We start from the raw sequence: 26,577 nt of genomic DNA, 5'->3' as shown, positions 1-26,577 counted from the left end.
CATACATCCGTGTGGCAACGTTCCTTACCGATCGGTGGGTCAAGTCAATGAGCGTCTCGGTCGCCGAAGCCGGCATTAGCGTCCTCCCCGACAATGCGTCCGTTCAATGGTGGGATCGCGATACCGACTGCACGCTGGTTCTCGCGACACCGTCCGCCGAACCCGAACTTTGGGACGATTTCATCGACGGCGCCTTGCGAAGTTACCGCAAACACGGAGTGGAACGGGCGATAGACCCGAGCACACTGGCCGACCCCGATGCCACCTCATTGTTCCTCACCGCCGTCGATGACGCCGGACGCGCGATCGGCGGCGTCCGCGCACAGGGCCCGTACCGAGATGCCGACGAATCACATGCGGTGATCGAGTGGGCGGGTCAGGATGCTCTGCCCAGGGTGCGCAAGATGATCACCGACCGCATCCCGTTCGGTGTCGTCGAGATCAAGACCGCGTGGTCGTCCGACGACCGGCCCACCGACCGTGAGCGGGGCCGACTGCTCACGCCGGTGTTGGCCCGCATGCCACTGCACGCCACCCTGGTCCTGGGCGCCAAGTTCGCGATGGCCACCGCGGCCGCCCATGTCCTGGCACGCTGGGAGTCCTCCGGCGGTGTGGTGGCCACCCGCATCCCGGCGACGCCGTACCCCGACGAACGATATGAGACGAAGATGATGTGGTGGGACCATGCCGAGTTCACCCGTACCGCTGATCCCCAACAGATTCTCGCCACCCGCGCCGAGGCACGTCTGCTGCTTCCCCTGCTCGACCAGGTGAGCGCCGCGATGCAGCCCGGCCTATGAGCGACGCCCACGCCGCCGTCATCCTGACCGAGGGAAACTCCGAGGACGCAAAGCTGTTGTGGGAGTTGCGTGCCCGCCAGGACATCAAGTTCATCGACAATGCCGGACGGCAGCGCGCGGCGCTGGGCACACTGACGCCGGCCCCGACCGGTGAGTTGCTCACCGAGCCGTTCCGGTGGGTGTACTACCCGTGGCGGCGTTGTGTGGTGGCGATGCTCGGTCCGCGCGCCTACCGCCGACTTCGACTGGACCGCAACCGCAATCTGATCACCGATGACGAACAGCGGACGCTGTCGCAGTTGCGCATCGGTGTCATCGGACTGAGCGTGGGTCATGTCATCGCGCACACGTTGGCAGCTCAGGGTCTCTGCGGTGAGCTGCGGCTGGCCGATTTCGACGAACTCGAAGCCACCAATCTGAACCGGGTGCCCGCCACCGTGTTCGACGAGGGCCTCAACAAGGCGACCGTCGCGGCTCGCCGGATCGCCGAGCTGGACCCGTATCTGGACGTGCGGGTGCATGCCACGGCCATCACCGCCGACACCGTCGAGGAATTCTTCGACGGACTCGACATCATCGTCGAGGAGTGCGACTCACTGGACACCAAGGCCCTGGTGCGAGAAGCCGCGCGCGAGCGCGGAATTCCGGTGTTGATGGCCACCAGCGACCGCGGCCTCATCGACGTGGAGCGTTTCGATCTCGAACCGGATCGCCCGATCCTGCACGGACTGCTGGGCAGTGTCGACACCGCCGGGCTGGCCGGGTTGAGCAGCACCGACAAGGTGCCCTACGTCCTGGGGTTGCTCGATGCCGGATCCCTGTCGGCCCGCATGGCGGCATCGCTGTTCGAGGTCGGCGAAACACTGTCGACGTGGCCGCAATTGGCCGGTGAGGTGGTCCTCGGCGCCGCGGTGATCGCCGAATCCGTGCGCCGGATCGGGTTGGGCGAGCACCTCACATCGGGGCGCACCCGGCTGGATGCCGGTGCGGCGCTGGCCGCCATCGAAGATCCCGTCGCCGCAACGCCCACCGCCCCACCGGACACCGCCGATGACGTCACCGAGCCGCGCTTCGGCTCGGTGCTACACGCCATGGCATATGCGGCCCATCGCGCTCCCTCCGGGGGTAATTCGCAGCCCTGGTTCATCGATGTCGGCGACAGCGCAATCGATCTGCGGATCGACGCGCAACGCACCAGCGCGATGGACGTCGAATTCCGCGGTAGCGCAGTGGCACTGGGTGCCGCCGCCCTGAATGCCCGGATCGCGGCCGCCGCGCACGGGCATGGCACCGCACTCGATATCGCACCCGATGAGCTTTCACCCCTGCATATTTCGGTCACGCTGACGGGCGGGCCCGACCCGGAGCTGGCCGGGATGTACGGGCCGATGCTGCAACGCAGCACCAACCGCCACCTCGGGGTCCCCGTCACATTCGGCGCCGCCCTGCTCGATGCCCTGCACGGTGCGGCCGCGGCCCATGGTGCCCGATTGCACCTGGTGACCCGACGCGACGAAATTCAGGAGTGCGCGGCGGTTCTCGCCGCCGCCGACCGCATTCGTTATCTGACCAATCAGCTGCATGCCGAGATGTTTGCTGAAATCTGGTCACCCGGTGACCCTTCGCCCGAGTACGGCATCGACGTACGCACCCTGGAACTGCCGGCATCCGACCTGGCGGTGCTCGACGTCTTGCGCCGAGGCGAGGTGATGGACGAGTTGGCGCGCTGGGACGCCGGTTCGGCGCTCGGCAACAATACGCGTGACCGGGTGGGCGGTGCCGCGGCCGTCGCGATCATCTCGGTACGCGGACATACCCTCGTCGATTACGCGCGTGCCGGATCGGCGGTGGAAGCGGTGTGGATCACCGCGCAGGCAGCGGGTTTGGCCGTTCAACCGGTGTCGCCCGCCTTCCTGTACGCCCACGATGATCACGAATTGGCACAGTTGGCCCCGGCATACTCCGAAGAACTCGGACGTCTGCAATACACTCTCCGCAGGCTGACCGGTTCTCCGCCGGAGGAGGCTCAGGCGTTGGTGCTGAAAATCACCGAGGCACCTGGCCCGTCGTTGCGAAGTCGCCGACGGCCACTGAGCTACGCGTCGCCGCAACGTCCGACGCCACATCGAGAGGTTTAGGTGCCCCGCAGCCTCGAACTCGTCGTCACCGCGGTCGCCACGCGACTGAGCGCCGTCGACGCCGCGACCGCGGCAGGCGTGAGCCAGCAGGTACTGGCCGAACTGGTCGCGTACTTCAATGTCGACTTCAGCTTCCTGCGGCACAACGACCACGCCATCCACGCCACCCGGCTCATCGCCGAATGGCCGCCACGGCCTGCCGATGTCGACCCGGATCCGCTGGAGCTGATCTACTTCGCCGATGCCGACCCGGTGTTCGCGATGGCCGAACACCTCAAGGAACCGACCGTGTTCCGCCCCGAGACCACCGACGACTACCAGCACACGATCGAGGCCGGTCGCAACATCCCGACGACCTCGATGGCCTGCGTTCCGCTGTTGTCCGGGGATGTGACGACCGGGGTCATCGGTTTCGTCAAGATCGGTGTCCGGGAGTGGAGCGCCGAGGAACTCAACGCGTTGGTCGCCATCGCCACGCTCTTCGCGCACGTGCAGGCCCGCGTCGAGGCCGAGGACCGACTGCGCTACCTGGCCGAACACGATGACCTGACCGGGTTGAACAACCGGCGGGCGTTGATGGCACATCTGGACGCACGGCTGGCCGAGGGGCAGCCGGGTCCGGTCACCGCGCTGTTCTTCGACCTCGACCGGCTCAAGGCGATCAACGACTACCTCGGCCATACCGCCGGTGACCGGTTCATCCGGGTACTGGCCGAACGGCTGGCCGTCGCGGCCGGTCCCGCCATGATCGCCCGGCTCGGCGGTGACGAGTTCGTGGTGGTCCCCGACTCCCCCGCCGATATCCCGCAGGCCGAGGCACTGGCCCACCGGCTGCAGGAGGTGCTGTCACAACGCGTGCCCATCGACGGTGAGATGGTGACCCGGTCGGTCAGCATCGGTGTCGCCGTTGGCATTCCCGGTCATGACACCACGTCGGACCTGCTGCGCCGGGCCGACCAGGCCGTCCTGACTGCCAAGAACACCGGCGGCAACCAGGTGACGGTGTACTCGGATGCCATCGCACTGGAGAGCGAGTTCCGCAACGATATCGAGTTACACCTGCAGAGCGTCATCGAAACCGACGCGCTGTTCCTGCGTTTCCTGCCCGAGATCGACATGCGCACCGGCAAGATCCTGGCCACCGAGGCCCTGGTCCGGTGGCAGCATCCGACCCGGGGCATGCTGTCGCCGGACTCGTTCATCGCGGTGGCCGAATCGATAAACCTGGCAGGCGAACTGGGCCGCTGGGTGATGCGCAGCGCGTGTGCGGAGTTCGCACGCTGGCGCGCCGCCGGCGTCGGTCACGACATCGTGCTACGGGTCAACGTGTCCCCGGTACAGCTGGTGGCCGACGGTTTCGTCGAGTCCGTCGCGACGATCTTGGACGAATACGATATCGACGCCGGGTCGGTGTGCCTGGAGATCACCGAGAGCGTGGTCGTGCAGGACATCGACACCACCCGCATCACGCTGGCCGGGCTGCACGAGGTCGGTGTGCAGGTGGCCATCGATGACTTCGGTACCGGTTACAGCGTGCTGTCCCTGCTGAAGTCGTTGCCGGTGGAAGCGCTCAAGATCGACAAGAGTTTCGTACGCGATCTCGGCGCGAGCCCCGGCGATCTGGCCATCGTGCGCGCCATCATCGCCCTGGCCGAGGCCTTCGGTCTGCAGCTGGTGGCCGAGGGTGTGGAGACCGAGGCGGCGGCGGTCACCCTGTTGCGTCACGGATGCCACCGGGCGCAGGGATTTCTGCTGTCCCGGCCGATCGCCGGCGAGGAGATGGCGGAGCTGCTGCGCAGAGGCCGTGTCCCGGTGGATTTCTCGCCGGGACTGCGACCGTAGCCGCTACAGATCTGCCGGGGGCGCGACCTCACGGAGGATCTCGAGTCGGCCGAACCGGCCCGCACGCCGGCCGACCAGGCTGATCCGGCCGCCGACCTCCAACGGGTGCTCGTCGATGACGACATGCGCCCCGGTGACGGCGATCCCCACCCGGGCCTGCACCGCCCACGGCCCCTCCGGGGTGTCGACGATCACGCCCGCGATCCGATGATCCTCGTCGAACACGATGCGGTGCAGACTGCTGTCGGCCTGCACCTCGATGTCCCGGTCGCCGGCCAGGTCACTCAGCCAGCCGGTGAGCGTCTTGCCCTCGGTGGTCACCTCGGCCAGCGTGGCGACCTCGATCGCCGAACCGCCCGTCGTGCGCATGGCCACCGTCGGCCAGTAGGCCACCCGGGTGAACATGACCCCATAAGGTGAACCCAGGCAGCGCGCCGCCCAATCCCACAGCCGAGACCCGACGAAGGTCTCCACCTGACTGCGGCGTCCCCCGGTCTCCGGCGGAGGTCGGTAGGCGTTGCGCATCGCCAGTTCCGGCGCGTCGATCGTCGGCAGTTCCGCACCGAGGGCGTCGAAGTACTCTGTGGTCGCGGCGTCATCCAGAAGAGGCAGCCAGCCACGCGGCCCGGCGGGACCGGTGGGATCGGTGGCTGTGGGCGGACGTGCGACGAACACGTCCAGGTCGGCGTCGACCGCGGCAATGGCGCAGGCCAGCCCCGCCGGCCCGGCTCCCACGGCGACCAGATCGACCATCTCGTCCCACATACGTCGTTATCAACCTCGCAGTAGCTGTAATCTCCGCCACAGTGACGAACCGCCAACGTCGGCAACCTTAGTACAAGTCACCTGACTGGCATTTTCCTGTGGAACCAGCCGTGTCTGTCCGTCATGGCAAAGATGTGCCGCGATTCACGCCGGGGCTCAAGAGCGTTTGCCAGCGGGGATCACGGCAACTTCCACACGATAGCACTCGACGCATTTGCGCCGATATTTTGCGCAACGCCGGGTGACCAGCACAACACGCTTTGTTCGCCAGAATATGTCCACGCGCGTACCGGCCCGCGCGCCGACGAGATTTCCCAACCGGCTACTGGACTGCTACTTATATATCTAAGTTAGATAGCCGGACGGGAAAGGCAGGCACCATGGACCTGAGCTGGTCGGAGGCGGACACCGCCTTCCGCGATGAGGTGCGCCAGTTCATGGCGGACCGGATGACGCCCGAGATCCAGCGCGCCGGACGCCTGATGACCAGCGTCTACAGCGATCACGAGGCCAGTCTGGCGTGGCAGGCGATCCTGCACGAACGCGGTTGGGCCGCCCCGGCCTGGCCGGTCGAATACGGAGGATGCGACTGGAGCCTGACCCAGCACTACATCTTCAGCCGAGAGTCACAGCTGGCCGGTGCGCCGTCGCTGTCGCCGATGGGGATCAAGATGGTCGCGCACGCGATCGTCAAGTTCGGCACCGAGGAACAGAAGAACTACTTCCTGCCGCGCATCCTCACCGCCGAGGTCTTCTTCTGCCAGGGCTATTCCGAGCCCGAGGCGGGATCCGACCTGGCCGCCCTTTCCATGGCCGCGGTCTCCGACGGTGATGACCTGATCTGCACCGGCAGCAAGATCTGGACAACCCACGCGACCGAGGCCAACTGGATGTTCGCACTGGTGCGCACCTCCCGCACCGGCAAGAAGCAGCAGGGCATCACGTTCGTGCTGATCGACATGAGCACCCCTGGCATCGAGATCCGCCCGCTGGTCATGACGTCGGGCGAAGAAGTGCAGAGTCAGGTCTTCTTCGATGGAGTCCGCGTTCCCAAGGCAAACGTCATCGGTGCCATCGACGAGGGCTGGACCGTCGCGAAATACCTGCTCGAGTTCGAACGCGGCGGCGGTGCCACGGCACCGGCGCTGCAGGTGATGGCCGAGGACATCGCCCGCGTCGCGGCCGGACAGCCGGCGCCCGACGGCGGTCTGCTGATCGACGACCCGGCCTTTGCCCGCAAGCTCGCCGACGCACGCATCCGCACCGAGGTACTCGAGATCCTCGAGTACCGGGTGCTGGCCGCGCTGGCCGGCGGTGGGCATCCCGGTGCCGCATCCTCGATGCTGAAGATCATCTCCACCGAACTGAGCCAGACGCTCACCGAGCTGGCCATGGAGGCGGCGGGGCCGCGCGGCCGTGCCTACCAGCCGCACGCCACCTGTCCCGGCGGACCGATCGCCGATTTCGAACCGCCCGCCGACGGCTACGTGACCGGTGAACCGTGGCAGGCCGTCGCTCCGCTGCGGTACTTCAACGACCGGGCCGGCTCGATCTACGCCGGCAGCAACGAGATTCAGCGCAACATCCTCACCAAAGCAGAGTTGGGACTGTAGATGGACTTCACACTGACCGACGAGCAGGAAATGCTCCGCAACGGCCTCACCAAGTTCCTGTCCACCCGGTACACGCTCGAATCCAGCCGTGCGGCAGCCAAACTCGGCCCCGGCTGGCAGCCCGAGATCTGGCGCTCCTTCGCCGAGGAACTCGGTATCCTGGGCGCCGCGCTGCCCGAGGAAGTGGGTGGCATCGGCGGCGGGCCGGTCGAGATCATGGTCATCGCAGAAGCTTTGGGCCACGCCCTGGTCGTCGAACCGTATGTCGACACCGTGGTGGTGGCCGGCGGCCTGCTGCAACGGGCGGGCGGCGCGACCGCCGATGCACTGTTGGAACGGATCGCCGCGGGCCAGGCGGTGGTATCGCTCGCCGCGACCGAGGCGGCCACCGGCGAACGCTGGCAGGAGGCCGCCACCACGGCCCGCCGCGACGGTGACCATTGGTTGCTCGACGGCGCCAAGATCATGGTGCTGAACGCGCCGCTGGCCACCCACCTGTTGGTCAGCGCCACCACGCCGGCCGGGCTGTCGCTGTTCTCGGTCGATCTTGCCGATCAGCCCGCTGGGCTGCGGCTGCACGGTTACCGCACCGTCGACGATCGTCAGGCCGCCGATATCGAATTCACCGGCGTCCGCGCGGTGCTGCTCGGCGAGGACGGGCAGGCATGGGACGCATTGGCGCGCGCCCGCGATGAGGGTGCCGCCGCGGTGTGCGCCGAAACGGTCGGCAACATGCGGAAGGTGTTGGCCGACACCGTCGAATACTGCAAACAGCGCCAACAGTTCGGCACACCGATAGGCAGTTTCCAGGCGTTGCAGCACCGCATGGTCGATATGCACATCGAGCTCGAGCAGTCGGTGGCTGCGGTATATCTCGCGGTGCTGAATCTGCAGGCCCCGGCATCGCAGCGCGCCCGTGCGGTGTCGGCGGCCAAGGCCACCGTCGGCCGCGCGGCCCGGTTCATCGGACAGAACGCCGTGCAGCTGCACGGCGGTATGGGTATGACCGAGGAATTGGCCATCGGGCATTACTTCAAGCGGTTGACCGCGGTGCAGTATGAGTTCGGTTCCACCGATCACCACCTGGCGCGGTATGCCGAGCTGACCAGACCCTGAGCGCACCGGATCTTTGCTGTGATCGTCCGCGACCGGGCGGTACGCTGATCTTGTCATGGAGATCTCGGCGCTGACGGTCACCGCCTACCTGCTCGTGGGCGTGCTGTGCGCTGCCTGGTTCTGGCGGGTCATCCGGGCCACCGGTCACCGCGTCAACCTGGCCCTGATATTGGCCAGCGCGGTGTTCGGCGCGTTCTGGCCGGCGATGATGCCCGGGGTCAGTCTGTACCGATGGATGTTGCGGCGGCCCATCGAGATTCCGGAGGACGCCGCCACACCGGTGCGACGTTAGGGCGCACCCGCCGCGGCGGCGCGCAGCTGCGGGATGACGGGCCGGGCGTACGCTGAGCCGCGATGACCATCGACCTGATCCACGACCTGGTCGCCGCATCGGCCACCGTCGCCCCGGACCGCGCGGCGATCATCGATGCGGACGGAGAATCGATCACCTTCGCGCAGTTCGAGTCCCAGATCGCCGACACCGCGGCGTGGATCGCGGCGCGCAGCCGCCCCGGCGACCGCATCGCGGTGATCGCCGACAACAGCCCCGACTATGCCCGCCTGTACTACGGTGTGCCGCGCAGTGGCCGCGTCCTGACCCTCATCAATCAGCGGCTCGGCGCCGGCGAGCAGCGAGCCCAGCTGGACGCCGTGCGACCGGCGCTGATATTGGGTGACGCCTGCTACCTCAGCGACGTTGCAGGGCCGACGGTGTGCTTCGACGAGATCGACCGGCGGCCCGATGACGCCAGTACCGTGGACGTCGCGGTGGTGCCCGACGACCCGGCCTGGCTGTTGTTCACCAGCGGTTCCACCGGCACGCCGAAGGGTGTGCTGCACACGCACCGGTCGATCACCACCGCGGTGCGGGGCACGATCGCCGGCCGCTCGGTGGCCACCGGGGGCGTCTACCTGCTGCCGTTCCCGATGTGCCATATCGCCGGCTACAACATGCTGGTCCACCACGGCAGCGCGTCCACCGTGCTGCCGGTGCCGGCCTTTCGGCCCGAATCCTTCGTCGCCGCCGTCAACACCTTCGGCGTGACGTCCTGCTCACTGGCACCGACGATGCTGCACAGCCTGCTGGCGCATCTGGAGGACACCGACACCGCGCTGCCCACCCTGCGCGATATCGCTTATGGTTCGGCGGCCATCTCCGCCGATCTGCTGCACCGGGCCGTGCAGCGGCTCGGGGTGGGATTCCACCAGGGCTACGGCATGACCGAAACCGGCGGCAACGTCACCTTTTTGGGCCCGGCCGACCACCGCAGCGCTGACCCTGCGATCCTGCGCGGTGCGGGCAGACCCCATGACGAGGTGGAACTGCGGATCGCCGAGGACGGCGAGATCCTGGTCCGCGGCGCGCAGGTGGCGGCCCGCTACTGGCCGGACTCGCCGGCCACCGACGACGGCTGGCTGCACACCGGTGACGTCGGCTCCATCGACGACACCGGACGGCTCATGGTCACCGACCGCCTCAAGGACATCATCATCACCGGCGGTGAGAACGTGTCCTCCCGCGAGGTCGAGGATGTGCTGTCGCGGCATCCCGCCGTCGAGCAGGTCGCGGTGATCGGGGTGCCGGATCCCTATTGGGGCGAGGCGATCTGCGCCGTCGTCGTGCCCGCGTCCCCCGTCACCGCCGACGCACTCATCACCCATGTCCGGGCCCGGCTGGCCGGCTTCAAACGGCCTCGGCACGTGGTGTTCGTCGACACGCTGCCGCTGACGAGCAACGGCAAGGTGGCCAAGGCCGAGCTCAGGCAGCGGATGGCCCAAGACCTGCCCGCTCGACGCTGAGCAGGCTCTCGGTGTGATGCTCGGCCAGATACGCTTGCCCGCCACCGTTGATCCCGAACAGCCGCTTGCTCCACAACAACCACACCACCGCGACGATGTTGATCAGCACCGCCGCCACCCGCAGCACCGTGACCTTCTCGGTCAGTTCATAGATCTCCAACGGCAGGAAGGCGCTCGTGGCGATCACCGCGAAGTATTCACCCCAACGTTTCATGGACCACAGCCCGATCGCCTCGATGAGTTCGAGTGCGGCGTAGGCGATCAACCCGATGGCAACCCACAGCAGCGTGGTCTCCGACAGGGTGAAGGCCTCACCGATGTGTTGGACGATCTTGGAATCGTCCAAATTCCACCCGATCTGGTCACTCAACGGCTTGATCAGGGGTAGTTCGGCCTCGAATTTCTGCTGATACTCGGCGCGGGCGCCGCGCAGCTTGAGGACCGCGGCGGCCGCCAACAGGACGACGAGCGCGCGAATGACGCGTTCCACGGCCAGGATCCGCATCAGGGTGCGGTCCCGCAGCAACCGTCCGCGCGGTACCTCAGGCGCGGTATCGGCCGGCCCGTGGCCGCGGGGCGGGCCGACCACGTACGTCTCGCACCGTAGGCACCGCCAGGCCTCCCCGGCCGGGGTGTCCACCCGCAGCCGGTCGGCCAGTTCGCGTTCGTCCGGGGCGAACGTCGCGTGCCCGTGCAGCCCGCACGAGCGCAGCGCGAAATCCAGTTTCATGGCGCCATTATCGCGTGCGATGCGCCGCGCACCGGGGACGCCGACGTCAGGCGACCCTGACGACGTGGGCGGCGGAATCGCCGATGGTGGCGTCCGCGTCGCCGATCATGGTGCGTAGCAGCGTCTTCTGCTCCCGTTCGCCGCGCGCGGCGTCCTGTGCTGCCAGGCCCGGCAGCGCGAGCACCGAGATGCTGCGCAGCATGTTGACCGGCAGTCGGAGCACCGGATACCACGGCGGCACCTGGGCGGGCAGTCCCAGCGCGCGCATCGCGCGCGGCCCGAGGAAGGCACTCGTCACCGAAAGGTGCTGAGCGCGGGCCAACCTGCGCCGCAGACCCTGCAGATTACCGTAGTGCCAGGTAAGAGGGTCCTGGGCCATCGGGACCGCGAGCGCCCTGGTGGATTCGTCGGGCTCGGCGAGTGCGGTCAGCGTGTGGAACAACACCCGGATGCCGTCGCGGTAGTCGCGGGGCAACCACTCGTCGTCGACGCCGATCAGCCAACCCACGTAGCGGGTCAGGTGCGCGATGCCCGCATAGTCCCTCGGCGACAACAGGATACCCATGCCAAGTCCGCCCGCCGACGGCGCGATCAGCGCACCGACCAGCGTCGCGGCCATATCGGTCTGGTTGATCGGTACACCCCAGTCGTCACCGCGCCAGTCCGGCATGGCGGCGACATGCCGACGCACCAAGGCATGGATGAGTCGCACCCGCAGCGTGGAGCGGTAACCCAAGCCGTGCGGGTCCATACCGTTCTCGGAGATGACGTCCATGGCCCATTGCATGGTTTCGGCGAACCGCTTGTTGGAGCCCTTCTCCAGGGCGCCGGTCCGCACGAGCGTCTTGTTGAAACCGGAGAACTGGTATCCCCCGAGCAGGGATACATCCCGGGCGATGTACATACCGTCGGCACCGGCGCGACGCATGGCCTGTTCACCGCGGCGGATCAGGTCCCAGTCGACCCAGTCCGGGACGGTCTCGACGGTGGCGAAGAACTCGCGCAGCGGCGCGGGCGCGTCGGGCACGGCGGCGACCCCGGCCTCAAGCGCGCGGTCGAACAGCGGCCGCGTCTGTGCCATACCGGTTTCGGTCATCCAGGCCACCAGTCGATCGGCTGCATCGTCACCGACGGTGAGGCGCTCACCGAGGCGGCGCCACTGATCGGCGTCGGGCCCGGGCACACCCAGCACGGTGGCGAAGACCCGCACCGCCGCGGGCACCGCGCCGGGCCGGTCCGGGTGGCGGGTGGGAATCGCCTCGCTCATCGTCGCTCTCCTTCGCGCCACACTTTGGATTACACGCGTCGTCCGAACTTAGGCGGCGGGTAGGGTGCTGTCAATGAAGCGCGCCAAGGTGGAGCGGGACTACGGCGGGATCAGCGCAGCTGACCGCCGCGCCGACCGTCGCCGCCGACTCCTGGCCGCGGGTCGCCAGCTCTGGGGTGAGTCGGGCGTCGCCGAGGTGACCGTGCGCGGTGCGTGCAGTCACGCCGGCCTTATCACCCGTTATTTCTACGAGCAGTTCGACAATCGTGAGGCGCTGATCTTCGCCGTCGCCGATGATGTCCGCGATCAGCTGCTCGAGGCGATGGTCGCCGCCGGCGTCGGCGACCCGGGCACGCTGGCCGACAAGCTGCGCTCGGCGTTGACGGCGTTCCTGGAAATCATCGCGGCTGATCCGCATGTGCACCGGATCTCCACCGGTGACGTCAGCAATGTGCCCGGCCTGGCCGAACATCGCGCCAAAATCCTCGATCTGATCACCGACGAGGTGACCCGGCGGGCTCCCGATGTGCTCGGCGATGAGGTCCCCGATTTCGTCGAGCTACGCCGCGGCGCGCTGTTCATCGTGGGTGGGGTGAACCAGCTCATCGAGGACTGGCTCGCCGACCCGAAGCTCGCCCCGGCGGAGTTGGCGGGTATCGCCGCCGATATGTGCGTGGCGCTCTTCCGCGGCCTGGCGCACACCCCCGATCAGCGTGCGACGGGCCAGGCCCAGACCGACATGTCACCGCGCGGGTAGTTCATGCACACGGCGGCAGCCTTGGCGACCACACCCTTGTTGTTGAAGAACACCTTGGCCCAGTTGCCCCACCGGGTGGCCACCTGCTCGTAGTAGATGTTGGTGGCGGTGTCCTCGGAGTACTGGCGACGGCCCGCGGCGTCCAGCGAGTAGAACCAGTGGATGCGGTCCACCGCCATCTGCTGCACATCGAGCGGGCGGTTGCTCTTGTCCAGCATGTACCGCTCGAAGTAGACGGGACTGGTGTCCCGCGCCGCCGCCAGATACTGCTCTGCGTCGCACGTGGTTTCGATCTGCTTGCTCGGGATGGGGTATTCGTCGGTGGCGTCGGCCTGTGCGGTCGGTGCGCCCGACAGCAGTGCGGCGACGGCCGCGGCGGCGATCACGGTGCGCTTCATCGTTGGGCCTCCAGTTTGTCCAGATGCACCGGGCAGTACATGCGCAGCGCGGTGCCCAGAAACTGCCAGACCTGCTCGGTACTGTTGGTCCGGGCCAGGTTCTGCGCCAGGAACTGCGCCGAATTCGTTGCTGCGGCGTCGACTCCGGTGTCGAGTCGCTTGCAGGTGATCTTGGCCAGCCAGGCGTTGTAATCGCGTTGACCGTAGATCCCGAAGCCGTGCAGCTGGTTCGCGAAGTCGGTGTCGCGGTCGGCGACGGCGGTTGCCGTCCCGAACGGCAGCATCACCGTCGCCACCGCCGCCGCGGCGATCACGAACCGCTTCATGAGAGCACCTCTTCGGGACTGCGCTGCAAGGGTTTCGGCCACGGCTGCGGTCTCGGACGTGGACGCACCTGCAGCGGCCACCAGAACCAGCGACCCATCATCGCGGCGATCGACGGTGTCATCAGCGAGCGCACGATCAGGGTGTCGAACAGCAGGCCCAGACCGATCGTGGAACCCACCTGACCGATCACGATCATGTCGGATACGAGCATGCCGATCATGGTGAAGGCGAAGACGAATCCCGCTGCGGTGACCACGGATCCGGTGCCGGCCATAGACCGGATGATCCCGGTGTTGATGCCGGCGTGCACCTCCTCCTTCATCCGTGACACCAGCAACAGGTTGTAGTCCGCGCCGACGGCCAGCAGCACGATCACCGACATCGGCAGCACCATCCAGCCCAGTGGGATACCGACGATGTGCTGCCACACCAGCACCGAGAGACCGAACGCCGAACCGAGGCTGAGCACGACGGTGCCGACGATGACGGCGGCCGCCGCGACGGCCCGGGTCAGGATCACCATGATCAGGAAGATCAGGATCAGCGAGGCGACCGCGGCGATCAGCAGATCGTAATCCGCGCCCTGCTGCATGTCCTTGTACATGGCGGCGCTGCCGCCGACATAGATCGTCGATCCCTCCAGCGGGGTGCCCTTGATGGCGTCGGCCACCGCGACGCGCATCGGATCGATACGCTCGGTGCCGTCCTCGGTCAGCGGGTCGCCCTGATGGAAGACGGTGAACCGCACCGCCTTTCCGTCCGGTGACATCATCAGCTTCATGCCGCGTTGGAAGTCGGCGGTCTCGAATGCCTCCGGCGGCAGGTAGAACGTGTCATCGTTGCGGGCGGCGTCGAAGGCCTCCCCCATGGCGGTGCTGTCCTCCAGGTTCGCCATGTTCTGATCCTGCTGCATCTTCTGCGCCTGATACTGGTTCAGCAACATCTGCTTCTGGTTCTTCAGCGTCTGGATCTGCGCCGGCAACACCGCAGCCATCTGTGGCGTGAGCACGGCCATCTGCTCGATATCGGGAACCAGCTCGGTGAAATCGTCGCTCATGGTGCTGATGCCGTCGAGGCTGTCGAAGACCGACCGCATCGACCAGCACATCGGGATGTTGAAGCAGTGCGGTTCCCAGTAGAAGTAATTGCGCAGCGGCCGGAACTGATCGTCGAAATCCGCCAAATGATCACGGACGTCGTTGAGATTGTCCGAGGTGTCGGCCATCTTGTCCGCCATCCGCCGGGTCACCTCGGCGAGTTGCAACGTGACGCTGTGCATGGTTTCCATCGACTCGATGCTCACCTGCAGGTCGTTGGCCTGCTGCAGCGTGTTGTCCAGCACCGTCTGCTGGAAGTCGTTGTTCATGATCTGCCCGGTGCCGCTCTGCCCCACCGTGTAGGCCAGCGTCGAGTGCTTGATGGGCTTGCCGTCGGGTCGGGTGATGGTGGTGACCGAGGCGATACCGTGCACCTTGACCAATGCCTTGGCGATCTTGTCGATCACCAGGAAGTCGGCCGGGTTACGCAGATCGTGGTCGGCCTCGACCATCACCAGATCGGGATTCATCTTGGCGTCGGAGAAGTGCCGGTCGGCCGCGGCGTAGCCGACGTTGGCCGGCACATCGTCGGGCAGATAGATCCGATCGTTGTAGGTGGTGTGGTAGCCGGGCAGGGTCAACAGACCCACCAGGCACAGCACCATGGCCCCGACCAGGATGGCACCCGGCCAGCGCACGGTCGCGGCGCCCAGCCGGCGCCAGCCCCGGGCCCGGCCATTGCCCTTGGGCTCCAGCACCTTTCCGAATCGCGTGACGATCGAGATCAGCGCCGGACCCATCGTCAGTGCAGCGGCCACCACGATCGTCATGCCGACCGCCAGCGGGAAGCCCATGCTCTGGAAGTACGGCAGCCGGGTGAAGTGCAGGCACAGCGTCGCGCCCGCGATCGTCATACCCGAGGCGAGCACCACGTGCGCGGTGCCGTGGAACATGTCGTAGTAGGCGTCTTCGCGGTCCAGCCCGGTGCGTCGCGCCTCCTGATATCGGCCGATCAGGAAGATGGCGTAGTCGGTGGCCGCGGCGATGGCCAGCGTCACCACCATGCTGGTCGCGAACGTCGTCAGCCCGAACACCTCGTAGAAGCCGAGGAAGGACACGATGCCGCGCGCCGAGAGCAGGCCGACGAAGACCATCGCCATGATCACCAGCGTCGTGAAGAACGACCGGTAGATGATCAGCAGCATCACGATGATGATGCCGATGGTCACGCCTTCGATGGTCTTCATGCTGGCGTCGCCGACGATGTTCTGATCGGTCGTCAGCGCCGCGGGACCGGTGACGTAGGCCGCAACACCCGGGGGCGCCTGGGTTCCCTCGACGATGTCGCGCACCGTCTGCACCGATTCGTTGGCCAGCGCCTCACCCTGGTCACCGGCGATGTAGACCTGCACATAGGCGGCCTTGCCGTCGATGCTCTGCGCGCCGGCGGCGGTCAGGGTGTCACCCCAGAAGTCCTGCACGTGCTGCACGTGCTTGGTGTCGGCGTTGAGCTTTCGCACGATCTCGTCGTAGAAGGTGTGCGCGTCGGCGCCGAGTGGCTGATCACCTTCCAGCACGATCATCACCGAACTGGAGGTGTCGTACTCCTGGAACTTCTCGCCGACGTGCTTGGTGGCGATCAGTGCGGGTGCGTCGTTGGGGCTCATCGAGACCGCGCGCATCTTGCCGACGTCCTCGAGCTGCGGCACCGCGGTGTTCAGGAATCCGACGATGACGACCCAGCCGATGACGATCGGGATCGAGAAGGCCCGGATGAAGCGGGGTAACGCGGGCCGCTTGGTGTGTCGGGCGGGCTGCAGTGGGCCGGTGGGCGCGTCGTCCGTATGTACGCTCATGCGGCCTTCACCAGGCAGTAGGTGGCGGCGTTCATACCTTCAGCCGTCCTTTCGTCTTTGACCTCGTCATCGACGGTGACGCGGCAGCTGATGGAGGAACCGTCGCCCTGGGCCACGATGTTCGGCATGACCGACGGCAGCGTCGTCTCCAGGGTCAGGGTCCAGGGCAGGCTGACTTCACCTGTGCGCTGGGGCTTGCCGTCCAGGTCGGCGTAGTTGATCGTCGCGTAGGAGCCCGTGCCGTAGACCTCGTAGGTGACCACCTTCGGGTTGAAGTTGTCGGCGGTGTCGGCGTCGATCGGGGTGACGATCGCGCCGTCGGAGCCGAACACCGAGCGCAGCTGCGAGACGGTCAGACCGCCGATGACGACGGCGAACACCACGAGCACGGGCAGCCAGACCCGCTTGACGACCTTCACGACCGACCAGACCCGCTGAGGCACAACGGTTTCAACCGCCCGCGGGCATGCTCGAAGACACTGGTCACGATCGGGCCTTTCGGGTTCCGGGCGCCGCGATCCACTTTGCGCAGGCGATCCTGAGAGAATCTAAGCTTCGAAGTGGATAGAGTCAATCCGTTTATAGCCAACGGTAAGCCTCGTCACTAAAGTGGGACCTGTGATTGACAAACCATGCCGCGGCCTGCGCAAGGACGCCGAGCGCAACAGACAGCGCGTGCTCACGGCTGCGCGCGAGCTGTTCGCCATCAAGGGCATGGAAGCCACCCTCAACGATGTCGCCCACCACGCCGGCGTCGGCGTGGGCACCGTCTACCGCCGCTTCCCCACCAAGGAGGACCTGGTGGAGGCCATCTTCGAGGACGGTATCGCCGAGGTGGTGGCGCTGGCGGAAAAGGCGCTGCAGCACGAGAATTCGTGGGACGGCTTCGTCTGGTTCGTCGAACGCCAGTGCGAGCTCGCGGCCACCGACCGGGGCCTGCGCGAGATGATCTACAGCCGGGCCTACGGCGGCGACCGCGTCGACTGCGCCCGCGAGGAACTGGTCCCGCTGGTCTACCGCCTGGTCGAGCGGGCCCGACGCGACGGTTACCTGCGCCCGGACATCCAGCATCCCGACACCCCCATCATCGGGCTGCTGGCCGGCACGGTCAGCGAGTGGGCCGGTCACGTCGAGCCCCAGTTGTGGCGTCGCTACGTCGCGCTGCTGCTGGAGGGCATGCGCAACCGGCCCGATCTCAAGCCGCTGGGTGTCGAGCCACTCAACGAGGGACAGATGCACGAGGCCATGCACGGCTGGGATCCGGCGAGCTGACTCTCGCACTGCAGATCTACCTGAGTTCAGTCTTGTGAGACCGGTCGCTCCGACACTGAAGCCCGGTATCAAAATCGGCGTCTGGACCTACCTGAGCGCAGCCTCGTGTCCGCGGACCGCACGAGACTGAAGCCACGTAGGTTGCGGCTACCCGTACGCGGGATAGCGGCCCTCCCAGGTCGCGAGCTGATCGGCGCGGTGACGGCGGGCGATGCCGTTCTCGGGGCCGAGCAGCATCGTCGTGCCTCCGGCGCCGCCGTAGCGTTCCCACGGCTCTGCTCCCCGGATGAACTCAAGCCACAGGTCTTGCACCGTGTCCGACATCCGGCGCGTCGCCTCGTCGGTACCGGCCAGCGCGGGTGCGGCGTCCAGGTTGCCGAACAGCAGCGGCAGGCACGAATCGTGGCACGCGCCGAACCCCGCCCGCGGCGACGGCCACTGCAGTTCGTACCGGTAGACGGCGTTACCCCGCGCGGCGTGCGCCCGGATGAACTGCTCGGTCGGCGCGGTGAAGTGGTAATCGGTGACCAGTGCGCTCGCGATATCGCGCAGCGTGTCGTGCCCGGTGCGGTAGGTCGACACCACGGCGTCGGGATCGTGACGTTCTCCGGCCAGTGCGCGCGCCCGGTCCCGCACGTACTGCTCGGTGAACACGCCGTCATCCAAGGCCGCGTCGAAGATCCGCCACTCGTCGCGGGTCGTCCCGGCCAGGATCGGGATCGCCGGTAGGGCGCGTGTCCGTGCAACCACCAGCGGATGCTCGACGATCACGTCACCGTCGATGCAGGGATGGAACGGGCCCTGCGGCGGCACGAATCCGGTGTCGATACCGCGTTGCACGGCGAGAATCTCCTCGATACCGGCATCCCCGGTCTCCGGTACCTGATCGGCCACCGCGGCGGCGGCGGTTGCGGATCTGACCCGTTCCAGGCCGCCGCTCTGCAGGATCGCGCGGTCGAAGAGACCACATCCGCCGGCCAGCAGCGCCGCGATACCGACTGCGCCGGAGGATTGCCCGGCCACCGTGATCGCACCGGGATCTCCGCCGAAGGCACCGATCTGCGCGCGCACCCACCCCAGCGCGTGCGTCTGATCGCGCAGGGCCAGGTTGGTCGAGTCGGCCCCGTGCCGCTCGGGCGCATACAGCGAACCGAGCACCCCCAGTCGGAAATTCACCGTCACCACCACGATGTCACCGCGCCGGGCCAGCCGCGAACCGTCGAGCAGCGGCGCCGATCCGTGCCCCAGCGCCTGTCCGCCGCCGTGCAGGAAGACGAGCACCGGACGGCGGGCGTCATCGGCCGCGGGTGTCCAGATGTTGAGGGTCAGGCAGTCCTCGCTCATCGTGAGGCCGCGTTTGGCCAGCCGTGCGGGCGAGATGTCCTGCGGGGCAATCGGACCGAACGCGGTCGCGTCCCGCACACCTTTCCAGCCGGGTACGGGTTGCGGTGGTCGCCAACGGTTTTGACCCGTCGGCGCCGCGGCGTACGGCACCCCGCGGAACGCGATGACGTCCCCGGTGGCGTCGCCGCGCAAGGCGCCGTATGCGGTGTGCGCGATTGCGGTCACGGGCGCTCGGTCAGGGGATGGTCGCGAGCCATCTGGCCGTCGAGGATGCGGGTCAGGAAGTCGCGGCCCTTGAAGCTCACCACCTCCACACGCATCCCGGTGCGTGGATCGCGCAGGAACGCCACACCGGCGCCGGTGCGCTCCAACACCCACCCGTCGTCCTGCAACCGGGCGACATCGTCGCGCCAGCGCGCCCCGTAGTAGCCGATGCGATGCATGCCGCCGCGGCTCGGTTCGGCGAAGATCGAATCATGCACGGCGACAACCTCGATCAGCTCCAGGTACGGTGGTCCGCTCGAGGAGAACGCGATGCGCACGGTCTGATCGTCGGGCGATCCGTCGGGGCGGGTGAAACCGCTGCGCATCTCGAACGGCGGCGCCCAGGTGATCTGCATGGCTCCGGCGAGCGTCTGCATGGCGATCGCCAGATCCGGCACGAGGTGGCCGACGTGATAGACGTTGTCGAACGTCGCCTCGGCGAGCGTGTGCAGTGTGGGGTCCATATCAGATCCGGTATCTGCTACGGATGGCGTCGAAGCGTTCGTGCAGTTGGGCGGCCCGCTCCTGCCCGGTGACGCGCCGGGTGTCGGCCGGCAGGATGCCGTCCAGTTCGGCGGCCGGGACGACGGTGGTGCTGACGTCGGGCAGCTGTCTGCTCCCGATCACACGCATGGTCAGGTAGCCCTCGCTGAACTGTTGGGTGTCGATCCAGTTGTGGATGCCGGGGTCGTTGTGCGCCATCACCATTCGCACGCGACCATCGGAGTCGACCGCCGATCGGCTCGGCGTGTAGCTGACCGGCCGGTACAGGTAGTCCATGCTGTTCCAGAACGCGCCCATATTGGTCAGCATCCAGAACTCGTCGTCATCGGCGAATTCGAAGATCAGCGCCTCGTCCGGCGCCAGACGCCACGGCATGGTGACGATGAGCCGGCCGCGGCGTGCATCGCGTTGTTCGGCCGTACCGGCGAAACGCGCACCGGGGAACACATTGGGCTCGGGTTCGCCGAACAGCGAACCGATCTGCAGCTCGCGGTCCGGCCAGTCCGTCATCGCCCCGATGAGAAAATCACCGGCCCACTGCATGGACGCGATGAGATCCTGCGGGGTGGGCACCGGGCGCGGCCCGTCCATGTCGAGGCGCTCGATGCTGAACTGCGCCGACCGCTCGGCCCACGAGTCGAAGCCCTGCCGCATGAACAGCTTGCGCGAACCCGGGGTGGTGGGCAGCCAATTCGGTTCGCGCCGTTCACCTCCGACATAGAGGACGAAGCTGCCGTCGGGCTCGGTCACCAGGTCGTCACCGGTGATATTGGCCTCGGGGGTGTCGCCGAACGGTTCGTGCAGGTTCGGGTGATCGGCGCCGTAGTAGACGTCCCTGTCCGGTGGGGGCCCTGGACGGTGAAGTTGATGAAGCGCGCAGTGCCGCGGTCCCCGGCGATCCGGTAGGTCGAGTTGCCGTCGATCCACGCCTGCAGATACACGAAATCGGCGTTGTCGCCGCCCAGTTTGCGGGCCGGTCCGCAGAACGGGTGGATCGCCGGGTACCGGGGGTTCTTGGTCTCCAGTGCCAGGTCGTAGGCCTGGCCGAGGTTCTGCGTCAGGTAGCGGAAGGCGTCGGCGCGCTGCAGCGGGTCCGCCGGCGAGGTGTCCTTGAACGCGAGATCGCCGGCCGCCTTGAGCCGGTCGCAGAATTCGTGCCATGCCGCGCGGAGTCCGGCGTCCTCGGCGGTGTCACCGAACGCCATCAGCGCCTCGTCTCGATGTCGATGCCGAACCGCTCGCGATAGTCGGCGAATTCGTCGTGCAACTGCTGCACGGGAATCGGCAGGACATCGGTGGAGTAGGTGAACTTGCCGTAGCGGTCGCTGCGGTTGGTGGCGAGGTACTCGCGCATCGCCTTCTCGGCCTCGGTGGTGAACGGGACTCCGGCGAAGTCGTAGAAGCCGCCGATGGCGGCCACCGGGTCGGCGACGAAATCGCGGTAGCGCACATGGTGGATGCGGGGGTCGTCCACGAGCGGGTCGGTGAGGTAGGCGTGGAAGTTGGCGCGCGAGCCCTCGATGGTGTCCTTGGCGTATTGCGTCCAGTCCAGTGCGCCGGCCAGGCTCTCGTTGATCTGACCGAATGCGACGATCTGCGAGGCGAGCACCTGCACCGGGTCGCGATGCACCCAGACGATGCGGGCGTCGGGATAGGTGTCGAACAGTGCCCGTAGCCGGCGGCCGTGAAAACCCTTCAGCACCCAGCGTTTCGGCGGTCGGGTATGCTGGATGTGCTGCAGCATCATGCGGTGCAGAGCGTATTGCGCCTGATGGTCCTGGGCGAAGTTCTGGATTGTCATGGGAACCCGCCACCATGCGCTGGGATTGGTGGCGCGGAAGTCGAAGGCCCAGGTGCGTTCGCACTCGGGCAGTCCGGCGCCGAGCAGATCGTTGTAGGGGTGGCTGACGATCCACGGTGGGATGCGGTCGAGGATCTCGCGCCAGTCGGCATCGGCCTGCGCGCGGCGCGGATCGTCGATCGTGGCGGCACCGGGCACCGGCGAGGGGTACATGACCTCCCAGAACCGCAGCGCACGGGAGCCCTCGTCCTCGGCGAGCAGTGCGTGCAACAGCGTTGTGCCCGAACGTGGCTCGCCGGTGGCGAACAGCGGGGCGGTGATGTGCTCCTGCGCCAGCGGCAGGCGGGCGCGGTCGGCCATGAACCGCAGGCGGCTGGTCAGCAACCCGCCGATCGTGTGGGCGGCCGCGCGTGATCCGGGTTCGTCGATGCCCGCACTGTTGATTCGCTCGACGACCAGGGCCACCCGATCGGGCAGGGTGTCATCACCGAAGTCGTCGATTCCGGTCGTTTCTCGGGCCTCGTTCAGCAGGACGTCTGCGTCCAGAAATGTCATGATGTGCTTCCTGTGAGCTGCAGTAGGGCGTCTTCGGTGTCGCGGACCTTGCCTGCCGAGGCGGCGGCATACGCCTGCCCAGCCATGCCGCTGTAGTCGAGGACCGACACGACTCGGGCACCGGCCTCGCCGAACTCGGCGATCTGCCCGGCGACCTGTTTCGGTGTGCCGTGCGGGACGACCGACAGGATCGCGGCCGGGTCGACATCGGTGAAGAGCCGCAGCAGTCGGTCGCGGGACAGTACGCGGGGGTCGATGTCCTGAATGCCGCGCCAGCGCTCCCCCATCGGATGGCGGTGCCTGGCTTCTCGCAGCGCATCGGCGGTGAGTTGCAGCACCAGCGATTTCACCAGCGGGCGTTGCAGCATCTCATCCAATTCGTCGGGTTCGCCGATGAGGCAGACCACCATCTTGGCCGGGGTGATGGCCTGCGGGTCGCGGCCGGACCGCTCGGCCGCCTCTCGGATGGTCGCCAGCTGGGCGGCATAGGTTTCGGGGCCCGCGCTGCCCGTCGGCCACCAACCGTCGCCGTGCTCACCGACCAGGTTCAGCACGCGGGGGCCGTTGGCGCCGATCCAGATCGGTGGCGGACCGCTGGCGTGTGGTTCGGTGTCCAGCCGGGCGTGCTGCAGCGTGTGGTGGCGGCCCACGAAGTCGAGAGGTCCGTCGGCGGTCCACAGCATCCGGATCAACTGCAGTGCTTCGGCGAACCGGCTGACCTTGGCCCGGTCGTCGAAACCGTAGGGCACCAGGTTCTCGCGTTCGCCGGCCCCGAGGCCCAGGATGAAGCGGCCCTGGGAGATATGGCTCAGCGTCAGCGCCGACTGGGCCAACATCACCGGGTGACGGCGGACCGTGTCGAGCACGCTGGTGGCGATGCGGGTGCGGGTCGTGCGAGCCGCGGCGGCCCCGGCCAGCGCGACGGTATCCAGGTAGCGGTGCGGTGACGGCGACGCCTCGGCGAGGTCGGTGAACTCGGGGGTCCAGATCGAGTCGGGCCAGAAGCTGACCAGGTGATCGGGCATCCACAGCGAGTGGTAGCGGCCGCCATCCAGGGCGTCGAGCCTGCCGAGGTCCAGCGGCAGCGTCGTCCGGAAGAACGAGGCCAGCTCCAACGGCATGTAGCGGAAATTACCGCAGGATCGACGCGGCGTCCCGGGAATGCTGTGCATTCGCTCAGCAAGGCCGATCTGCTGGTGTCAGTCTCGCGAGCACGGGCGCCGACAGACTGAAGCCAGGGATGAGATCCGGCGCGCAGAACTACCTGCGTGCAGCATGGTCAGCGCGGGCCATACGAGACTGAACTCAGGGACGAGAAAGGGCCCCAGGCGAAAAGCCTGGGACCCTCTTCAACGTGGAGCTAAGGGGATTCGAACCCCTGACCCCCACACTGCCAGTGTGGTGCGCTACCAACTGCGCCATAGCCCCGTTTGTTGTGCTGTAGAAACGTACACCACTGCCCCGCGCAGGTTCAAAACGCCTGGTCAGGGCACCTCGCCACCGGCCTCTGGGCCCAGCGGGCGGGCCGGGGTGTGCTCCGCGGGCGGCCGACCGCGGGTTTCCGGGGCGAAAACCCAGGCCAACGCCGCGACCAACAGGATGAAGCCACTGATGACGAAGGCCCACGAGTACGACAGGTACTGCGCGATCAGACCGACCAGCAGCGAACCGCCGATCGACCCGACATCGGCCATCATCTGGAACGTCGCCACCGCGGTACCCCCGCGCGACTTGCTGCCCACCACGTCGGCGACGGCGGCCTGCTGAGGGGAGACGAAGATGCCGGTCGCCGCCCCGGCGATATACGCCGAGACCATGAACACCGGCAGCGACGTGGTGAACCCGACCAGTGCGGTGGACACCGCCGCCAGCGTCAACCCGACGATCAGCAGCTTGCGCCGCCCGAACTTGTCCGACAGGTACCCGCTCGGGATGACGACGGAGATGTTGCCCACCGCGAACGCCGTCAGCGCCAACCCGGCCACCCCGGGGCTGCCGCCCAGCACCTCGACGATGAACAGCGGGACCAGCGCGATCCGCAGCCCGAAGGAGGCCCATCCGGTCGCGAGATTGGACACCAGTGCGGCCTTGTACGCCCGGTGCGCGAACACCGCGCGGAACGGCACCGGCGGGCCGTCGTCCTCATCGGATCCGGTCACCACCGTCGAATGGCGCAGGCTGACGAACACCACGGTCGCGGCGACCAGCAGCGCCGCGCCGTAGATCAGGAACGGCGCCGCCAGACCGAAGCCCGCCGTCAGCGCGCCCAGGATCGGTCCGCCCACCGAACCGATCATGAAGCCCGACGAGAACAGCCCGGCCACCCGGCCGCGCGCGTCGGCCGGCGAGATCCGGATCATCAGCCCCAGCGAGGACACCGTGAACATCGCCGACCCGACCCCGCCCAGGGACCGGAACAGCAGCAGCTGCCAATAGGTCTCGGCCAGCGCGCAGGCCGCCGTCGACAACGCGACGATGATCAGGCCGCTGATGTAGACCCGGCGTTCCCCCAGCCGCTGCACCAGGAACCCGGCCGGCGGCGCACCGACCAGCCGCATGATCGCGAACGCGGTGATGACAAAGGTGGCCGCGGCGATGCTGACACCGAAGTGCCGCGCGTACTGCGGCAGCACCGGAGCCACCACGCCATAGCCGAGTGCCACCACGAAATTCGCGGCGACCAGGACCCAGACCTCGCGGGGCAGCCGCGTCTTGCCTTCGGCGGGAGAACTCACCCGATGACTGTATTGACCACCGACTTGGCGGCCTCCTGCACCTCCGCCAGATGCTCCGGCCCCTTGAATGACTCGGCGTAGATCTTGTAGACGTCCTCGGTGCCCGACGGGCGCGCGGCGAACCAGGCGTTTTCGGTGGTGACCTTCAGCCCGCCGAGGCCGGCGCCGTTACCCGGGGCGGTGGTGAGCTTGGCGGTGATCGGCTCACCGGCCAGTTCGGTGGCGCTCACCTGCTCCGGGGACAGCTTGGCCAGCCGGGCCTTCTGCTCGCGGTCGGCCGGCGCATCGATGCGGGCATACGTCGGTGCGCCGTGGCGCTCGGCCAACTCGGCGTAGCGCTGCGACGGTGTCGAGCCGGTGACCGCCAGGATCTCCGAGGCCAGCAGCGCCAGGATGATGCCGTCCTTGTCGGTGGTCCAGGTCGATCCGTCGGTGCGCAGGAAGGACGCGCCCGCGCTCTCCTCACCGCCGAATCCGATTGTCCCGCTGACCAATCCGTCGACGAACCATTTGAACCCGACGGGCACCTCGACCAGTGTGCGGCCCAACCCGCCGACGACCCGGTCGATGATCGAGCTGCTGACCGCGGTCTTGCCGACGGCGGTGTCCGGAGACCAGTTCGGCCGGTGCGTGTACAGGTAGTCGATGGCCACGGCCAGATAGTGGTTGGGGTTCATCAGTCCGGCGTCGGGGGTGACGATGCCGTGCCGGTCGGAGTCGGCGTCGTTGCCGGTGGCGATCTGGTACTTCTCCCGGTTGGCGATCAGCGAGGCCATCGCGTTCGGCGAGCTGCAGTCCATCCGGATCTTGCCGTCGGTGTCCAGCGTCATGAACCGCCAGGTGGCGTCGACCAATGGGTTCACCACCGTCAGGTCCAGCTTGTGGGTCTCGGCGATGGCGGCCCAGTAGTCGACGCTGGCCCCGCCCAGCGGATCGGCCCCGATACGCACGCCCTGGGCACGGATGGCGTGCAGGTCGACCACATTGGGCAGGTCCGCGACGTAGGCGTTGAGGTAGTCGTGGCGCTGGGCCAGTTCCAGCGCCCGCGCCAGCGGGATCCGCTTCACCGCACGAAGACCGTCGCGCAGAATCTCGTTGGCGCGCTTGGCGATCACCGAGGTGGCATCGCTGTCGGCCGGTCCGCCGTTGGGCGGGTTGTACTTGAAGCCGCCGTCGCGCGGCGGATTGTGCGACGGGGTGACGACGATCCCGTCGGCCAGATCGCCCGAACGGCCGCGGTTGAAGGTCAGGATGGCGTGGCTGACCGCCGGGGTCGGGGTGTAGCGGTCGGCGGCGTCGATCATCGCGACGACATCGTTGGCGGCCAGCACCTCCAGCGCCGACGCCCACGCCGGCTCACTCAGCGCATGGGTGTCGCGGCCGATGAACAGCGGTCCGGTGGTGCCCTGCGACGCCCGGTATTCGACGATGGCCTGCGTGGTGGCCAGGATGTGCGCCTCGTTGAACGCCCCATCCAACGCCGAACCGCGGTGTCCGGAGGTACCGAACACCACCTGCTGCGCGACATCCTCGGGGTCGGGCTGCACGGTGTAATACGCGGTGACCAGATGAGCGAGGTCGACGAGATCTTCGGGTTGTGCCGGCTGCCCGGCTCGCGGATTGGCCACCATGGGTCCATCCTTGCCTACCCGCGGG

22 protein-coding genes, 1 tRNA gene and 1 pseudogene are annotated in these 26,577 nt (G+C 67.3%); 9 read left to right on the top strand and 15 right to left on the bottom strand.

Annotation, left to right across the window (positions count from 1 at the left end; all coding sequences use genetic code 11):
- The first annotated feature begins 47 nt into the window (after window positions 1-47).
- The 3 genes from ACWDUN_RS01195 to ACWDUN_RS01185 are packed head-to-tail and all read left to right on the top strand — an operon-like array spanning window position 48 to window position 4,780.
- On the top strand, window positions 48-800 hold the full coding sequence (locus ACWDUN_RS01195; protein ID WP_449923452.1) for a hypothetical protein: 753 nt from the start codon (window positions 48-50) through the stop codon (window positions 798-800).
- Window positions 797-2,938, top strand: a complete 2,142-nt coding sequence (locus ACWDUN_RS01190) for an Rv1355c family protein (protein WP_449923449.1) — start codon at window positions 797-799, stop codon at window positions 2,936-2,938. The genes ACWDUN_RS01195 and ACWDUN_RS01190 overlap by 4 nt, the downstream gene beginning before the upstream one ends.
- Window positions 2,939-4,780, top strand: a complete 1,842-nt coding sequence (locus ACWDUN_RS01185) for a putative bifunctional diguanylate cyclase/phosphodiesterase (protein WP_449923447.1) — start codon at window positions 2,939-2,941, stop codon at window positions 4,778-4,780.
- A 3-nt stretch (window positions 4,781-4,783) separates the two neighbouring features.
- On the opposite strand, the gene ACWDUN_RS01180 is transcribed toward ACWDUN_RS01185, so the two are convergent.
- Complete coding sequence (locus ACWDUN_RS01180) at window positions 4,784-5,545, bottom strand: hypothetical protein (protein ID WP_449923444.1); 762 nt, start codon at window positions 5,543-5,545, stop codon at window positions 4,784-4,786.
- 380 nt (window positions 5,546-5,925) lie between these two features.
- Here ACWDUN_RS01180 and ACWDUN_RS01175 point away from each other — a divergent pair, with 380 nt between their 5' ends.
- From ACWDUN_RS01175 to ACWDUN_RS01160, 4 genes are all read left to right on the top strand, one after another.
- Window positions 5,926-7,158, top strand: a complete 1,233-nt coding sequence (locus ACWDUN_RS01175; RefSeq protein WP_449923441.1) for an acyl-CoA dehydrogenase family protein — start codon at window positions 5,926-5,928, stop codon at window positions 7,156-7,158.
- The gene (locus tag ACWDUN_RS01170; RefSeq protein ID WP_449923439.1) at window positions 7,159-8,274 is read left to right on the top strand and encodes an acyl-CoA dehydrogenase family protein; all 1,116 of its coding nucleotides are present in this window, start codon (window positions 7,159-7,161) and stop codon (window positions 8,272-8,274) included.
- A 55-nt stretch (window positions 8,275-8,329) separates the two neighbouring features.
- Window positions 8,330-8,566 carry a hypothetical protein gene (locus ACWDUN_RS01165; protein WP_449923437.1) on the top strand — a complete coding sequence of 79 codons (237 nt, stop codon included), beginning with the start codon at window positions 8,330-8,332 and terminating at the stop codon, window positions 8,564-8,566.
- A 62-nt stretch (window positions 8,567-8,628) separates the two neighbouring features.
- Window positions 8,629-10,074: an AMP-binding protein gene (locus tag ACWDUN_RS01160; RefSeq protein ID WP_449923434.1), complete on the top strand. Its 1,446-nt coding sequence runs from the start codon at window positions 8,629-8,631 to the stop codon at window positions 10,072-10,074.
- On the opposite strand, the gene ACWDUN_RS01155 is transcribed toward ACWDUN_RS01160, so the two are convergent.
- Window positions 10,034-10,804, bottom strand: coding sequence for a DUF2127 domain-containing protein (locus ACWDUN_RS01155; protein ID WP_449923431.1), 771 nt, complete (start codon window positions 10,802-10,804; stop codon window positions 10,034-10,036). The two genes, ACWDUN_RS01160 and ACWDUN_RS01155, sit on opposite strands and share 41 nt — an antisense overlap.
- 46 nt (window positions 10,805-10,850) lie before the next feature.
- The gene (locus ACWDUN_RS01150; protein WP_449923428.1) at window positions 10,851-12,071 is read right to left on the bottom strand and encodes an oxygenase MpaB family protein; all 1,221 of its coding nucleotides are present in this window, start codon (window positions 12,069-12,071) and stop codon (window positions 10,851-10,853) included.
- 73 nt (window positions 12,072-12,144) lie between these two features.
- On the opposite strand from ACWDUN_RS01150, the gene ACWDUN_RS01145 reads away from it, so the two are divergent.
- Entirely contained in the window at window positions 12,145-12,828 is a 684-nt protein-coding gene (locus ACWDUN_RS01145) for a TetR/AcrR family transcriptional regulator (RefSeq protein ID WP_449923425.1), read from the top strand.
- Here the strand turns inward: ACWDUN_RS01145 and ACWDUN_RS01140 are convergent.
- Genes ACWDUN_RS01140 through ACWDUN_RS01125 form a run of 4 tightly spaced genes read right to left on the bottom strand, consistent with a single transcriptional unit; the run spans window position 12,780 to window position 16,865 of the window.
- Window positions 12,780-13,226, bottom strand: coding sequence for a DUF5078 domain-containing protein (locus tag ACWDUN_RS01140; protein ID WP_449923422.1), 447 nt, complete (start codon window positions 13,224-13,226; stop codon window positions 12,780-12,782). The genes ACWDUN_RS01145 and ACWDUN_RS01140 overlap by 49 nt on opposite strands.
- Entirely contained in the window at window positions 13,223-13,552 is a 330-nt protein-coding gene (locus ACWDUN_RS01135; protein ID WP_449923419.1) for a DUF732 domain-containing protein, read from the bottom strand. Before ACWDUN_RS01135 ends, ACWDUN_RS01140 begins: the two co-directional genes overlap by 4 nt.
- On the bottom strand, window positions 13,549-16,446 hold the full coding sequence (locus ACWDUN_RS01130; RefSeq protein WP_449923416.1) for an MMPL/RND family transporter: 2,898 nt from the start codon (window positions 16,444-16,446) through the stop codon (window positions 13,549-13,551). The genes ACWDUN_RS01135 and ACWDUN_RS01130 overlap by 4 nt, the downstream gene beginning before the upstream one ends.
- Window positions 16,443-16,865 (bottom strand): MmpS family transport accessory protein, encoded by a 423-nt coding sequence (locus ACWDUN_RS01125; RefSeq protein WP_449923413.1) that lies wholly within the window; start codon window positions 16,863-16,865, stop codon window positions 16,443-16,445. Before ACWDUN_RS01125 ends, ACWDUN_RS01130 begins: the two co-directional genes overlap by 4 nt.
- 199 nt (window positions 16,866-17,064) lie before the next feature.
- On the opposite strand from ACWDUN_RS01125, the gene ACWDUN_RS01120 reads away from it, so the two are divergent.
- Entirely contained in the window at window positions 17,065-17,718 is a 654-nt protein-coding gene (locus ACWDUN_RS01120) for a TetR/AcrR family transcriptional regulator (protein WP_449923410.1), read from the top strand.
- A gap of 147 nt (window positions 17,719-17,865) precedes the next feature.
- Here the strand turns inward: ACWDUN_RS01120 and ACWDUN_RS01115 are convergent, their stop codons facing one another.
- The 8 genes and pseudogenes from ACWDUN_RS01115 to pgm form a co-directional block, all read right to left on the bottom strand.
- Window positions 17,866-19,287 (bottom strand): carboxylesterase/lipase family protein, encoded by a 1,422-nt coding sequence (locus tag ACWDUN_RS01115; RefSeq protein ID WP_449923407.1) that lies wholly within the window; start codon window positions 19,285-19,287, stop codon window positions 17,866-17,868.
- Entirely contained in the window at window positions 19,284-19,790 is a 507-nt protein-coding gene (locus ACWDUN_RS01110; protein ID WP_449923405.1) for a VOC family protein, read from the bottom strand. The genes ACWDUN_RS01115 and ACWDUN_RS01110 overlap by 4 nt, the downstream gene beginning before the upstream one ends.
- A 1-nt stretch (window position 19,791) precedes the next feature.
- Window positions 19,792-21,035: pseudogene (locus tag ACWDUN_RS01105) on the bottom strand (DUF1214 domain-containing protein).
- Window positions 21,035-22,189 (bottom strand): sulfotransferase family protein, encoded by a 1,155-nt coding sequence (locus ACWDUN_RS01100; RefSeq protein ID WP_449926138.1) that lies wholly within the window; start codon window positions 22,187-22,189, stop codon window positions 21,035-21,037. The pseudogene ACWDUN_RS01105 and the gene ACWDUN_RS01100 overlap by 1 nt, the downstream one beginning before the upstream one ends.
- Window positions 22,183-23,307, bottom strand: a complete 1,125-nt coding sequence (locus ACWDUN_RS01095) for an LLM class flavin-dependent oxidoreductase (RefSeq protein WP_449923402.1) — start codon at window positions 23,305-23,307, stop codon at window positions 22,183-22,185. Before ACWDUN_RS01095 ends, ACWDUN_RS01100 begins: the two co-directional genes overlap by 7 nt.
- 234 nt (window positions 23,308-23,541) lie before the next feature.
- Window positions 23,542-23,614: transfer RNA gene (locus ACWDUN_RS01090), tRNA-Ala, on the bottom strand.
- Between the two features lie 56 nt (window positions 23,615-23,670).
- Window positions 23,671-24,921, bottom strand: a complete 1,251-nt coding sequence (locus tag ACWDUN_RS01085; protein WP_449923399.1) for an MFS transporter — start codon at window positions 24,919-24,921, stop codon at window positions 23,671-23,673.
- On the bottom strand, window positions 24,918-26,552 hold the full coding sequence (gene pgm / locus ACWDUN_RS01080) for a phosphoglucomutase (alpha-D-glucose-1,6-bisphosphate-dependent) (protein ID WP_449923397.1): 1,635 nt from the start codon (window positions 26,550-26,552) through the stop codon (window positions 24,918-24,920). Before pgm ends, ACWDUN_RS01085 begins: the two co-directional genes overlap by 4 nt.
- Window positions 26,553-26,577: the final 25 nt, after the last annotated feature.

This window comes from Mycobacterium sp. NPDC003323, from assembly GCF_053589535.1.
The sequence above is the reverse complement of the archived record's forward strand: the minus strand, read 5'-3'. Positions and strand labels throughout refer to the sequence as shown.

Coding starts and splice junctions, on each gene's coding strand:
- ACWDUN_RS01195 (WP_449923452.1), top strand. CDS start 48: ATGAGCGTCTCGGTCGCCGAAGCCGGCATTAGCGTCCTCCCCGACAAT.
- ACWDUN_RS01190 (WP_449923449.1), top strand. CDS start 797: ATGAGCGACGCCCACGCCGCCGTCATCCTGACCGAGGGAAACTCCGAG.
- ACWDUN_RS01180 (WP_449923444.1), bottom strand. CDS start 5,545: ATGTGGGACGAGATGGTCGATCTGGTCGCCGTGGGAGCCGGGCCGGCG.
- ACWDUN_RS01175 (WP_449923441.1), top strand. CDS start 5,926: ATGGACCTGAGCTGGTCGGAGGCGGACACCGCCTTCCGCGATGAGGTG.
- ACWDUN_RS01170 (WP_449923439.1), top strand. CDS start 7,159: ATGGACTTCACACTGACCGACGAGCAGGAAATGCTCCGCAACGGCCTC.
- ACWDUN_RS01165 (WP_449923437.1), top strand. CDS start 8,330: ATGGAGATCTCGGCGCTGACGGTCACCGCCTACCTGCTCGTGGGCGTG.
- ACWDUN_RS01160 (WP_449923434.1), top strand. CDS start 8,629: ATGACCATCGACCTGATCCACGACCTGGTCGCCGCATCGGCCACCGTC.
- ACWDUN_RS01155 (WP_449923431.1), bottom strand. CDS start 10,804: ATGAAACTGGATTTCGCGCTGCGCTCGTGCGGGCTGCACGGGCACGCG.
- ACWDUN_RS01150 (WP_449923428.1), bottom strand. CDS start 12,071: ATGAGCGAGGCGATTCCCACCCGCCACCCGGACCGGCCCGGCGCGGTG.
- ACWDUN_RS01145 (WP_449923425.1), top strand. CDS start 12,145: ATGAAGCGCGCCAAGGTGGAGCGGGACTACGGCGGGATCAGCGCAGCT.
- ACWDUN_RS01140 (WP_449923422.1), bottom strand. CDS start 13,226: ATGAAGCGCACCGTGATCGCCGCCGCGGCCGTCGCCGCACTGCTGTCG.
- ACWDUN_RS01135 (WP_449923419.1), bottom strand. CDS start 13,552: ATGAAGCGGTTCGTGATCGCCGCGGCGGCGGTGGCGACGGTGATGCTG.
- ACWDUN_RS01130 (WP_449923416.1), bottom strand. CDS start 16,446: ATGAGCGTACATACGGACGACGCGCCCACCGGCCCACTGCAGCCCGCC.
- ACWDUN_RS01110 (WP_449923405.1), bottom strand. CDS start 19,790: ATGGACCCCACACTGCACACGCTCGCCGAGGCGACGTTCGACAACGTC.
- ACWDUN_RS01095 (WP_449923402.1), bottom strand. CDS start 23,307: ATGCCGTTGGAGCTGGCCTCGTTCTTCCGGACGACGCTGCCGCTGGAC.
- pgm (WP_449923397.1), bottom strand. CDS start 26,552: ATGGTGGCCAATCCGCGAGCCGGGCAGCCGGCACAACCCGAAGATCTC.